This is a genomic window from Blautia sp. MSK.18.38 (assembly GCF_024460535.1).
GTDB lineage: Bacteria > Bacillota > Clostridia > Lachnospirales > Lachnospiraceae > Blautia_A > Blautia_A fusiformis.
The window spans coordinates 46,735-60,277 of the sequence record NZ_JANFYP010000006.1; the positions used below are offsets into that span (position 1 = coordinate 46,735).

The following is a 13,543-nucleotide window of genomic DNA, read 5'->3' on the forward strand; positions in this document are numbered from 1 at the left end:
TTATGAATGAAAAAATATTAATTTCATATATTATTCCAGCATATAATGCGGCTGATACATTAGAAAGAGCTGTGGAAAGTATTACACATACTTGTAACATGGAGAAATGTGAAATATTGATTGTTGAAAATGGATCAACTGATTACACCAATAGTGTTGCATTAAAATTAATTCAAAAATATGGAGAAAATGTTAAACTAATTCATTCGGAAAAAGGAGTGTCAAGAGCTAGAAATGAAGGATTGAAAAACGCCAGAGGAGAATGGATTGTCTTTGTCGATGCAGATGATTATATAGTATCTAAAAGCAAAAAATATATTTACGAAGATATATTAAATGCTAAAGCGGATTTGTATGTATATAGTTACGAGATTGGTAATAGAGCAAATTATATAAACAATAAAGAAGAGAAAACATATTATTTTAATGACTCTGCAGAAAAAATGAAGTTGGAAATGATCGCAAATCCAACAAAATTCATGCAGGTTTGGGGAAAGATTTTTAGGAAAAGCATTATTTATGAAAATAGAATTGGCTTTAATACAAAAATGCAGCTTTCAGAGGATAGTGATTTTACATTACATTATTTAATGCATTGTTCCAGAATTAGCATAAGTGATACGATATTTTACCATTATTCTATAGACAATGAGTCTACGATGAGGAGTAACGCAGATAAAAAAGTACTTCAATATATTGAAGCTATGAATATAACGAGTAAGTATATTGAAAAACAACATGAAAATGTACAATTGGCATTTAATGATTATATTTTAATGCATTTAAATATAGCCTGTGTTAGAGGTATATTTTGCGTTAATAATAAAGAAAATTATGTAAAAAAAATAGAGCATATAAAAAAAATTATAAATACACCTGTATTCAAAGATGCGATAAAAAAGTTCCATATAAAGAATAATTTTTCAGCGAGAACATTGCCTGTTTTTTTTATGAAATATAAATTGGTTCATATTGCAAGTATCATATATATTGTGCGGGCATATCAAAATTATATTTACGAAAAAAGTAGAAATTAAAATAGTCAAACATTAAATTGTGAGGAAACCTATGTATAAAATATTAGTTTTTGGTATGACAGAAAATCCAGGTGGGGTAGAGAGTGTTATTATGAATTACTATCATTACATGGATAAGAATACCTTTCATTTTGATTTTTTATGTAATTCATATAATAAAATCGCTTTCGAAGAAGAAATTATTTCCAATGGTTCACAAACCTTTCATTTTCCTGCGAGAAGTAAAAATTATAAAAAATACAAAAAAGAATTAAAAAATTTTTTTGAAAATAATGCCTCTAAGTATGATGCAATATGGGTGAATGTGTGTAGTCTTGCCAATATTGATTATCTGAAAATGGCAAAAAAATATGGGATAAAAAGAAGAATTATACATAGCCATAATTCTCAAAATATGGATAGCAGGTTAAGAGGAATTTTACATAAATATAATAAAAAAAGAATTGCTTATTATGTAACGGATTTTTGGAGCTGCTCAAAAGAAGCTTCGGAATGGTTTTATGATTCTTCAATAATAAAAAAATCTATTATTATCAGTAATGCGATAGACGTAGAAAAATATTGTTTTGATGATGTGAAGCGAAAAAAATTGCGGCGAGATTTGAAGTGGGAAGAAAATTATATCATAGGAAATATAGGAAGGTTGCATTTCCAAAAAAATCAAATGTTTATTTTAGACATATTTGAAAAACTTATAAAAAAAGAACCAAAAGTAAGATTGATTTTAATAGGTGATGGAGAAGACAGGACAAAGCTTGAAAAAGAGATTGATAAAAAGAAACTAAATAAGTATGTACATATGGCCGGAATTCAGAAAGACATATGTGGATGGTTGAGTACATTCGATCTGTTTTTGTTTCCATCTAAATTTGAAGGCCTCAGCATGGCTGCGATGGAAGCTCAGGCAAATGGAGTACCTATGTTAGCATCTGACAGTGTAATTCCTAAAGAAGTTAAAATTAATCCATCATTTATATTTTGGAATTTGGAAAATTCAGCGGAGTCTTGGGCAGAAGAAATTTTAAATATCAAAGAAAATATAAACCGAGTGTCCCAAAAGGAGATAGTGGATAATTTTACAATGCGAGGATACGAAATTCATACTGAAGCAAAAAAATTAGAAAAATTATTGTTGAATGGTGTGGTGAACAAATAAGTTTAAAAATAAAAGAAACGGTAGTGGAATAATGGACTGATAAAGAGAAAATAAAAAAAACAATCAGACAATCAGACAATAAGGCTATTTCTATGAGACGTTTAATAGGGAAGAAAGATAGGAGCGCGTTTTATGGATATATATCGCACAATAACTATTTAACCTTTATATATTAAAGAAAGGACAGTGAGATAAGAGATTTGTGTTTTATCTCTGTAAAGTATGAGAAAGTTAGATAATACGGAAGTTAAAAAGTATATTTTGAATATATTATGTGAGTTTGCGGCATTCTGTGATCAGAATGGGCTGAGATATTATTTATCGGGAGGAACTTTGTTAGGAGCAGTACGCCATAAAGGGTTTATTCCATGGGATGATGATGTTGATTTATTAATGCCACGTCCAGATTTTGATAAATTACATGATTTATTAAGAAAAGGAAATATTCGACCATATTATAAATTAATCAGTCTACAGATGGGAAATAGTTTTTGGCCATTTGCCAAAATTATTGATACAAGAACCTATGTAAAAAATGAATATTCAAATGTTGATCAACATTTGTGGATTGATATTTTTCCGATGGATGGTCTTCCGGATGATAAGGAAGAAAGTGATATATTGTTGAGTAAAGCGGAACCATTAAAAAAATGGATTAATCGATGCAGTGCAACTATAGGAAAAGGAAAAGGTTTTGTACGAAGTATAGTTAAAATACCGATGATTCTTTTTTTGCGAATGTATACACCAGAAAGATTTGGGAGAAAATTAGATAAACTGGCTCATCAGTATGATTTTGACAAACAGGAGTATATTGGTGGAGTTGCTTGGAGTTTGGGTCCTAATGAAAGAATGAAAAAGAAAGAATACTTACCATATAATGATGTGGAATTTTGTGGGAAAAAATTTCATGCGCCAGCATGTTGGAAGTTTTATTTGACACAAATATATGGAGACTATATGCAACTTCCGCCAGAAAGTAAGCGGATAAATCATGAGTTTGATGCTTATATTGAGGGATGATTGAGGGAAAGGCGGATATAATAAATGAATTATTATGTTGTGGAAACCGATAAACATAAGTTGATACAAAAAACAGCTGGAGTTAAAGCCAGACAAGATGTAGAAACTATTTTTAAGTGGAATAATTTAAAAAAAATTGAGATTCCATGCCTGATAGAAGGACGTGAAAACAAAACAAGATTAGGAAAAATAAAAGCACATTATGATGTTTATATGTTATGGAAGAATGCATTAAAAAAAATAAAAAAAAATGATTGGATATATATTCAGTTTCCATTGTTAGAACATACAATGCTGTTTTCATTACTTATAAAAAATTTGGAAAAAAGAGGAATACATACTTCAATAATCATACATGACGTTGAGGCAATTCGTTTTACATTAAGAAATGATGTTCCATTATCTCGAAAAATTAGAATGAGATTTGAAGAAATTAGTTCATTTAAGAATTGCAGTAAAATCATTGTGCATAATGAAAAAATGAAGTCATTTATGCATGAAAAATGGAAAATACATAAAGATAAAATGGATATATTAGGAATATTTGATTATTTAGTTGAGAATTATAATGAAGAATTATTAGAAAAGAGAAACTTAAGCAGAAAAGGTCCAGTTATCATAGCGGGAGCATTGAGTAAACATAAGGCTGGATATATATATAATTTACCGGAAAATTGTAACTTTAATTTATATGGAATTAATTTTGAACGAGAAAAAGCTTCTTCAAATACAAATTATGTTGGGGCATTTAATCCAGAAGAATTAATTTATAATCTACAAGGTAGTTTTGGCTTGGTCTGGGATGGGGACAGCAGTGCTACTTGTACTGGAGTTTATGGAGATTATCTTAAAATTAATAATCCGCATAAGACATCAATGTATTTGGCAGCTGGAATTCCTGTAATTATATGGGAAGAAGCTGCATTAGCAAATTTTATTAAGAAAAATCATTGTGGAATAACAATAAAGTCAACAGATGAAATTAGAAACATAATAGACAATATGCTCGATGAAGAATATGAAACATTAAAAGCTAATGCGTGCAAAATTGGTGGGAAATTAAGAAGAGGATATTTCTTAAAAAGTGCAATGAAACAAAGTATATAATATTTGTGAAGTTATATTGAACTTCTAATATATGAGGAACAGGTGAAAATGTTTAATCTTATAGTACTTATTTTAGTAACAATTGTATTTTTAATGTTTGGGTATTTAATTACTCATGCAGATATTTTTTCTCCATTTTGCGTTTTTTGTGAAATGTTTTTAATTGCAGAATTTTTGTGCCTTTTTTTTGTAAGGATGTACAAGGTAGAAATTCATTTGAAGACTATTTTAGTAATTGCTTTAGGAACGATTTCATTTGGAATTGTTAGTGCTTTTTTTAACATGAAAAGAGTTGATGTTCGAAATTATGGAGAACAACATTCTAGAAATTATATTTCTATAAATTATTTGATTCAACTAGTATTTCTTATTTTGGAAGTTCTAGTAGTGTTTTATCATGCTAAATATATAAAAGATGTTGTAGCTGCGTTTGGGTATAGTACTTCATCAATTTTTGATATAGCCGGCAAGTACCATGTCATTGCACTGTTCAATTATAATAATTTTATTGAAAAGGCAGTCTCTGCATCTTTTATATATAGACATGGTATTGTTTGGATAACTGCATATGCATATGTATTGCTTTATATTTTAATTAATAATTTAGCCGTAAAGAAAAAAATAGAAATTATACAGATAATATATTTGGGAATTTATGCATTTGATCAGATGTTATCAGGTGGTAGAACTGCATTATTTAGGATGATAACTGCAATTTTGATAATAACGGTAATATGTTTTGGACTTAATAAACGTCGAAATTTTACAAAGTTATTATTTAAAATTGTAGGTATTATTTTTGGAATAATTTTATTACTTATCGGAATCAATATGCTTTTGAATCGTACGGGTGAGAATAGCACTTTAAATCTAATTCTGGAATCAATTTATGTATATATTGGAGCTCCAATACAAAATTTGGATACGTATTTACAAGGAACTCGTCATACACCTGAATTGTGGGGAAGTCAAGTGTTTCGTAATATCTATACGTACTTGGGAGGAAAATATGGAATAAGTCAATATTTATATCAATTAGATCTTCCATTTTTAAAACATAATGGATTAAATACTGGTAATGTATATACAACTTTTTATCAGTTTTATTATGATTTTGGTTATGATGGTATTGTACCGCTTATGGCAATAATTGCTTTATATTTTAGTTGTGCTTATAGAAAAATATATAACAATAAACCTTTTACAATAATAATATATGCATATTTATTTAATGATTTAATTATGTTGATTTTTTCAGACAGATTTTACGAAACGGTAGCATCAATAGGTTTTGTGAAGCACTTGTTAGTCACATTTATATTATATAAGGTGTTGATTGATAAAGGAGTTGCATTGGAGTATAGACATGGGATTAAACTTAAATTCAAAAGGCAAAAGAAAACAGTAATACCAATGGGAACAAATTAGAACAAAAAAAATGGACAAATAATCAAGAGATAATTGAATTTGATTAACACGAGCTAGAGACTAGGAGGTTCAAGGGATGAATATTGCAGTGATTTTTGCTGGAGGTGTTGGAAGCCGTATGCATAGTAAAGATCGACCGAAACAGTTTCTTGAAATGTATAATAAACCAATAATAATACATACATTGGAATATTTTGAAAACCATTCTATGATAGATGCGATTGTGGTTGTGTGTATAAAAGATTGGATTCCATATTTAAATAAACTTCTTTATAAATTTCGTATTGAAAAAGTAAAATCTGTAGTTCCTGGAGGGGAAACAGGTCAATTATCCATATACAATGGTCTTAAATCTGCAAAACAGATTGCAAAAGATGAAAAAAGCATTGTTTTAATTCATGATGGCGTTAGACCATTGATTAATGAGAAAGTAATTAGTGATAATATTCAATCGGTGATTAAATATGGTTCTGCAATCACAACAGCTAAAGTAAAAGAGACAATACTTGTTGTTAATGAGGGAACAGCAACAATTGATTATGTCCCAAGTCGGAACAATTCAAGAGTTGCCAAAGCTCCACAAAGTTTTTGGCTAGATGATATTTTGAAAGCTCATGAAAAAGCACTTTCAGAAGGTGAAAAGAATTGTATTGATTCTTGCACAATGATGCAAAGATATGGATATGATCTTTATCTGATTGATGGACCAGGAGAAAATATTAAAATTACAACACCAGAAGATTTTTATACTATGCGAGCTATTCTTGAAGCAAAAGAAAATGAGCAAATATATGGGCTTGAATAAGGATAATAAAAAGCTTATAAAGAAAAATAAATTAAAGGAGGAGATGCTGGATGAGAAAAGGACCGCTAGAGGATGATTTGCAATATATCGCAAAATATCCGTTACAGTATGAGCAGCTGAAGGAAACCACTGTTCTGGTAACTGGGGCAACTGGGCTTATCGGAGCTTCAATAGTAAGAGCGCTTATAGCAGTAGAAGGTATTCATATTATTGCATTAGTGAGAAATATTGAAAAAGCAAATAAATTATATAGTAGACATGAGTTGGACAATATTGAGCTTATTGTTGGTGATATCACATTTCCTATTAATGTTAATAAAAAAGTTGACTGGATCTTTCATTGTGCTGCTGTAACAACATCTAAATTAATGATTGAAAAACCAGTAGAGACATTATCTACAGCAATAGAGGGTACAAAAAATATTTTAGAACTTGCTCGTAAAAATAAATGTAAATCAATGGTATATATTTCATCAATGGAAATGTATGGAACATTTAATAATTCTGATACAGAGATAACAGAAGATAAGATTGGTTACATTAATCCATTGAAAGTACGTAGTAATTATCCTGAAAGTAAGCGGTTATGCGAAAATATGTGTGTTGCATATATGAGAGAATACGGAGTTAAAGTCAAGATTGCTAGGTTAGCACAAACGTTTGGCGCAGGAATTTTGCCAGGGGAGAATCGTGTATTTGCTCAATTTGCTAAAAGCGTAATTTCAGGAAGAGATATAGTATTGCATACGAGAGGATTATCGGAAGGAAATTATTGTTATACTCGAGATTGTGTTTTAGGATTATTTATAATTTTACTTTGCGGAGAAAATGGTGAAGCATATAATGTGGCAAATCCAAAATCACATACTACAATTGCAGAAATGGCGCATATGGTTGCGGATAAAATTTCAAATGGGAAAATTAAAGTAATATACGATATTCCTAAAGATAATGTATTTGGTTATGCAGAAGATACGAAAATGAAGTTAAATTCTGATAAATTACAAGCTTTAGGGTGGACACCAGAAATAGGCTTAGAGGATGCATATAAGAGAATGATTGAACAGATGAAGATTGAGGAAATATAGAGTAAGTACGAAAATCTTATAAGTAAGAGAGTAGAAAAAATAAATGAAAAAGAAATCAATAAAACTAAATTTTGTTATGAATATAATTCTGACAATGTCTTCTTTCATTTTTCCATTGATAACTTTTCCGTATGTATCAAGAGTTTTATTGCCAGTTGGAACAGGAAAAGTGTCGATGGCAACATCTGTTATTACATATTTTTCTATGTTTGCTCAATTAGGTATTCCTACATATGGAATTCGGGCGTGTGCAAAAGTTAGGGATAATCGTGAGAAACTTTCCAAGGTGGCACAGGAACTTTTGATCATTAATATAATCATGAGTATGATTTCTTATATGGTATTGATTATATTGTTGTTTTATGTATCTAAATTTAGATGTGAAAAAGAATTGTATGTAATATTGAGTTTTAACATTATTTTGACATCTATCGGCATGGAATGGTTATATAAAGCCTTGGAACAGTATACTTATATCACAGTACGATCAGTTATTTTCAAATTTATCGCGCTGATTTTTATGTTCTTTCTCGTACATAAACAGACGGATTATGTTATTTATGGTGGAATAACAATTTTTGCAGCTTCTGCATCGAATATTTTAAATTTGATTAATGCACATAAATTTATAAATCTGAAGCCTGTTGGAAATTACAATTTTAGACGACACCTAAAACCAGTATTGATATTCTTTGCTATGTCATGTGCAACAACAATATATACAAATCTTGATACGGTAATGTTGGGATTTATGACAACAGATACAGATGTGGGATATTATAATGCAGCAGTAAAAATTAAAGTAATCCTTGTGAGTGTTGTAACATCATTAGGGACAGTATTGTTGCCTAGAGCATCTTATTATATACAAAGAGGAGAATTGAAAGAGTTTCATAGAATTACAAGAAAGGCATTGAATTTTGTCTTTTTAATGGCAACACCTTTGTTTGTATATTTTATTTATTTTGCAAAAGAAGGGATTTTCTTTTTGTCAGGTAATAATTATGTTGGCTCTATTATACCCATGCAGGTGATTATGCCAACTCTTTTATTAATTGGTATTACAAATATACTTGGAATTCAGATACTTGTACCAACAGGACGAGAGAAAATTGTATTATATTCTGAGATTGTTGGTGCTGTCGTGGATGTCATTATCAATGCACTATTGATCCCGGTTTATGCGTCAACGGGAGCTGCAATAGGTACATTGGTTGCTGAGTTTGCAGTTTTTGTTGTCCAGTTTTATGCGTTAAAAGATGAAATTTTGAATACTTTTCGACAGATACATTATATAAAAATATTAATTGCATTGTCTGTCGGTAGTATTGTATCTTTGTGGGTGAAAATATTAAATTTAGAATGTTTTTTTTCATTAGTAATATCATCACTTCTTTTTTTTGGTGCATATGGATTTGTATTACTGATTTTGAAAGAAGAACTGTTTCTTGAAATTTTTAATACAATAAAAAATAAAATAATATAATATCTGTTGCATTAAATGATGAAAGGGAGAGATTAAATAAAAAGAATGGAAAATGTAAACAAAAACAACATATATCGGCAAGAAGATAAGGATATATTAAGAATTATATTGGTAGCTTTGGTAGTTATAGGTCACGGGACATATTATAATATAACTACAAAATTTGGAGGCATTAATTACGGAACTATGATGTCAGATGCGTCTATATCTGATACAATGTTTCATAAAATTACAAGCATTTTAACAAATTTTATTTATACATTTCATATGCCAGCATTTATAGCGCTATCTGGAAGTCTTTTTTCATTGAAAAAGAATATTAATACCAGGGGAACTATTATAAAAAAGACAAAAAGGTTACTGGTTCCATTTATTGCTGTATGGATTTTCTGGAATTTACCTGTTAAATATTTTTCGGGTTATTACCATGGTGTTAGTATAAAGGGAATGCTATTGCAGTTGATTTTTCCTTCATGTGTATATTTATGGTATTTAGAATGTTTGTTTTTGGTGTTTGTCATTGCAAGTTTTGTTTGTAAATTAGAAACAAAAAAGCAAATAGTTATAGTTAGCTTTTGTTGGTGCATAGGAGTAATCTTATATAAAGGATTGGATCAATATCACGTTTTGGGAGATCCTTTATATTATCTTTTATGGTTTTATCTGGGATATAGATTGGAAAATATGATTGAGTGGTTGAAAAAACATAATATTTGGAAAGATTCATCGATATTATGTTTGTTTGGGCTGGTATGTTTATCTTTTATTGTCGATAAAATAGTAAAGATTCATTTTTTCCATTTTTTGAGTTCGTATATTGTATGTCCATTTTTTATGTTGATAGTTTTAAACTATATAGTAAGGCATATAAAAATAAATGGTAGAGCAATAAAGTCATTGAGTGACTATGGAATGGGAATATATTTGTATGCAGAACCATTAAATTATTTATTTTTATTTTGGTTTTATCGTTTTTGTGGAATTGAATTTTTTGGTTCAGAGTTCGGGGCAGCAATAATATATTTTTCAAGAATTGTTATAACACCAATAATAGCAATAGGTATTACATGGATATTAAAAAAATTTAATTTGAAATATTTATATTAATAAGGCAGATAGAAAGTTAAAGATGTAACTAAAGAAATTGATAACAGGGAGAAATTAAAATGATGTACAATTATTTAGTAGTAGGTTCCGGCTTATACGGAGCAATCTTCGCGCACGAAGCAAAAAAATCAGGAAAGACAGTTCTTGTAGTAGACAAGCGACCGAATATTGCTGGAAATGTTTACACAGAGAAAACAGAAGGTATTAACGTACATAAATATGGAGCACATATTTTCCATACTAACAACAAGAAAGTATGGAATTATATCACTCAGTTTGCAGAGTTCAACAGGTTTACAAACAGCCCGGTCGCTAATTATAAAGGGGAACTTTACAGTCTTCCTTTTAATATGTATACATTTAATAAAATGTGGGGTGTGGTAACACCGGAGGAAGCTGCAGCGAAGATTGAGGAGCAGAGAAAAGAAGCTGGAATTACAGAACCAAAGAATCTGGAAGAGCAGGCAATTTCACTGGTCGGACGTGACATTTATGAAAAGTTGATCAAGGGTTATACCGAGAAACAGTGGGGACGTGACTGTAAGGATCTTCCTTCGTTTATTATTAAACGTCTGCCGGTTCGTCTGACATTTGATAATAACTATTTTAATGCTTTGTATCAGGGTATCCCAGTTGGAGGTTACACGAAGATGGTAGCAAATCTTCTGGAAGGTATTGAGGTTCGTTTGAGTACAGATTATCTGGAAAACAAAGATGAATTAGATGCGATGGCTGAAAAAGTAGTTTACACAGGTCCGATCGATGCATATTTTGATTATAAGCTTGGTACACTGGAATATCGTTCCGTGCGTTTTGAAACAGAAACTCTGGATAAACCGAATTTCCAGGGAAATGCAGCTGTGAATTATACGGATCGGGAAACTCCATGGACGCGTATCATTGAGCATAAATGGTTTGAATTTGGTAAGGATGAGGAAGGTAACGATCTTCCTAAGACAGTGATCAGCCGAGAATTCAGTTCTGAGTGGAAGCCGGGGGATGAGCCGTATTATCCTGTTAACGATGAAAAGAATGGAGCTCTTTACGCAGAGTATAAAAAGCTGGCAGAAGCTGAGACAAATGTGATTTTTGGCGGACGTCTTGGTGAATATAAATATTATGACATGGATCAGGTTATTGCGGCTGTATTAGACCGCTGTGAAAAAGAATTGCATTAAGATCAGGAAATGAGGGGAAATTAAATGCAAACAACATTACTTATCATGGCTGCTGGTATCGGTTCCCGTTTTGGCGGTGGTATCAAACAGCTGGAGCCGGTTGATGAACAGGGCCATATCATCATGGATTATTCGATTCATGACGCAATCGAAGCAGGTTTTAACAAGGTGGTTTTTATTATCCGAAAGGATATTGAAAATGAATTTAAGGATGTGATCGGGAATCGGATCGAGGCGGTCTGCAAGGCGCATTCTGTTACTGTGGAGTATGTTTTCCAGGATATCAACGATATTCCGGGAGAACTTCCGGAAGGCCGTACGAAGCCTTGGGGTACCGGACAGGCGGTTCTGGCTGCAAAGGATGTTTTGACAACGCCTTTTGTTGTGATCAATGCAGATGATTATTATGGAAAAGAAGGATTCCGTGAGATTCATGATTATCTTGTAAAAGGAGGCCAGTCCTGCATGGCTGGTTTTGTGTTGAAGAATACGTTGTCTGATAATGGTGGTGTGACACGTGGCATCTGCAAAATGGATGAGTATAATAATCTGACGGAGATTGTGGAGACTTCCAATATTGTAAAGAATGCAGAAGGTGCCGAGGCGGACGGCGTAAAGCTGGATACAGAATCACTTGTTTCTATGAATATGTGGGGATTGGCACCGGAGTTCCTGAAAACGCTGGAAAGTGGTTTTCAATATTTTTTTGAAAAAGTGGTCCCGGAGAATCTTATAAAGGCGGAATTTTTGATTCCAACATTTATTGGAGAACTTCTGGCAGAAGGAAGGATATCCGTAAAGGTTCTTCGTACCAATGATACTTGGTATGGTATGACTTATAAAGAGGATGTTGTTGCAGTGAAGGATAGTTTCAGAGAGATGTTGGAAAAAGGAATTTACAGAGAAGAGCTTTTTGCTGATTTATAAGAGTTTTTTTGTATAAAAGCGAGACCGTCAGTAAATGGGGATAATGTTACTATTATTTTATATAGAAGGCATATAAGAATATAGAATCATTTGCAAATGGCCCCAATATATAAAGAAATAAAGGAACATTGTGATGAATATATCGGTGATGAATTCGAAGGATAATTGGAATATATTTAGCAAAAATCGTAATGCAATTTATGGTGTGGCGATAATTTCAATTATGATATTTCATTTTTTTGAAGATATAGCAAATTCAAATTTATCCGGAGGGGGATTGGGATTTTTAGGCAAGTTGTATAACACATTCATTGGTAGTGTTGGAGTTGAGTTCTTTGTTTTTCTGTCCGGCGTTGGATTATATTTTTCGATGTCAAAAGATTCCAATATTTTGCATTTTTTTCAGAAGAGAATAAAGAGAATTTTGCCAGCTTATCTTATGGTTGCTATTCCATATTGGATTGTGATTGATCTTATTATCATGCAAAAAGGTGTCAAGATGTTTGCATTTGATTTTGGCTTTGTTACATTTTTTACACAAGGGACAAGAACCTTTTGGTATGTGTTATTTATTGTTTTTGCATATTTAATTTATCCATTTGTTTATAAGATATTGCATGTAAAGTGGTCAGATTGGGGGCAACTGTTAATTCTTCTTATTATAGCTTTAGTTATTCAATTTTTACCGAGAATTGTAGCTCCTGTATTGAATTTAAATATAGAAATTCTATTGGGAAGATTTCTTGTTTTTTTCATAGGGTGTTGGTGTGGAAAAAAAGTTTACCAGAATGCTTGTATTAATAATATAGATAAAATGGGAATTTTATTTGGAGTAATGATAATGCTGTGCGGCTTTTTACCGGTAACCAAAATAGTTGTGTCAAAACTAGGATTTAGGATTTTGATGTGTTTTTGGGGGATTTTTTTGCTGTATTGTATTGCTGTAAGTATGCGAAAGATGCCTAAAAGAATTGTAAAGATATTGGAGCAGTTTGGAAAAATGTCTTATGAATTATATTTGACTCATGTTGCAATTAGAGCACTTATGAATGTTATAGGGATAAAGACATTTTATTTTCAAAATTATGTTTTTTGTATTTTGATAAGTTTGTTTTTGACATACACAATTGTAAAATTACAAAAAAAGCTGATTTAGGGTAATAGATAATAATCGGCTTCTGCCTTGGTCAGAAGAATAGCA

General features: G+C 31.1%; 12 protein-coding genes. All 12 read left to right on the plus strand.

Translation table 11 applies throughout. The annotated features are described in order from the left end of the window. Window positions 1-2: 2 nt before the first annotated feature. The 12 genes from NE638_RS05460 (at window position 3) to NE638_RS05515 (ending at window position 13,498) form a co-directional block, all read left to right on the plus strand. A complete protein-coding gene (locus NE638_RS05460) occupies window positions 3-1,037 on the plus strand; it encodes a glycosyltransferase family 2 protein (protein ID WP_092068645.1) in 1,035 nt (344 codons plus the stop codon). Between the two features lie 31 nt (window positions 1,038-1,068). Further along, window positions 1,069-2,193 carry a glycosyltransferase family 1 protein gene (locus NE638_RS05465; protein ID WP_092068641.1) on the plus strand — a complete coding sequence of 375 codons (1,125 nt, stop codon included), beginning with the start codon at window positions 1,069-1,071 and terminating at the stop codon, window positions 2,191-2,193. 333 nt (window positions 2,194-2,526) lie between these two features. After that, window positions 2,527-3,216, plus strand: a complete 690-nt coding sequence (locus NE638_RS05470) for a LicD family protein (RefSeq protein WP_237971833.1) — start codon at window positions 2,527-2,529, stop codon at window positions 3,214-3,216. A 24-nt stretch (window positions 3,217-3,240) separates the two neighbouring features. Then, window positions 3,241-4,323, plus strand: coding sequence for a hypothetical protein (locus tag NE638_RS05475; protein ID WP_092068636.1), 1,083 nt, complete (start codon window positions 3,241-3,243; stop codon window positions 4,321-4,323). 48 nt (window positions 4,324-4,371) lie between these two features. Then, a complete protein-coding gene (locus tag NE638_RS05480) occupies window positions 4,372-5,751 on the plus strand; it encodes an O-antigen polymerase (RefSeq protein WP_092068633.1) in 1,380 nt (459 codons plus the stop codon). A gap of 76 nt (window positions 5,752-5,827) precedes the next feature. Then, window positions 5,828-6,556 (plus strand): IspD/TarI family cytidylyltransferase, encoded by a 729-nt coding sequence (locus NE638_RS05485; protein ID WP_092068630.1) that lies wholly within the window; start codon window positions 5,828-5,830, stop codon window positions 6,554-6,556. Between the two features lie 50 nt (window positions 6,557-6,606). Further along, window positions 6,607-7,644, plus strand: coding sequence for an NAD-dependent epimerase/dehydratase family protein (locus NE638_RS05490; RefSeq protein WP_092068627.1), 1,038 nt, complete (start codon window positions 6,607-6,609; stop codon window positions 7,642-7,644). A 43-nt stretch (window positions 7,645-7,687) separates the two neighbouring features. Beyond that, complete coding sequence (locus NE638_RS05495) at window positions 7,688-9,130, plus strand: flippase (protein WP_173745888.1); 1,443 nt, start codon at window positions 7,688-7,690, stop codon at window positions 9,128-9,130. Window positions 9,131-9,175: 45 nt separating this feature from the next. Next, window positions 9,176-10,237 carry an acyltransferase family protein gene (locus tag NE638_RS05500; protein WP_092068621.1) on the plus strand — a complete coding sequence of 354 codons (1,062 nt, stop codon included), beginning with the start codon at window positions 9,176-9,178 and terminating at the stop codon, window positions 10,235-10,237. Between the two features lie 62 nt (window positions 10,238-10,299). Then, a complete protein-coding gene (gene glf / locus NE638_RS05505; protein WP_334296280.1) occupies window positions 10,300-11,415 on the plus strand; it encodes a UDP-galactopyranose mutase in 1,116 nt (371 codons plus the stop codon). A 24-nt stretch (window positions 11,416-11,439) separates the two neighbouring features. Next, window positions 11,440-12,342 (plus strand): sugar phosphate nucleotidyltransferase, encoded by a 903-nt coding sequence (locus NE638_RS05510; RefSeq protein WP_173745889.1) that lies wholly within the window; start codon window positions 11,440-11,442, stop codon window positions 12,340-12,342. Between the two features lie 133 nt (window positions 12,343-12,475). Then, window positions 12,476-13,498 (plus strand): acyltransferase family protein, encoded by a 1,023-nt coding sequence (locus tag NE638_RS05515; RefSeq protein ID WP_092068612.1) that lies wholly within the window; start codon window positions 12,476-12,478, stop codon window positions 13,496-13,498. Window positions 13,499-13,543 lie beyond the last annotated feature (45 nt).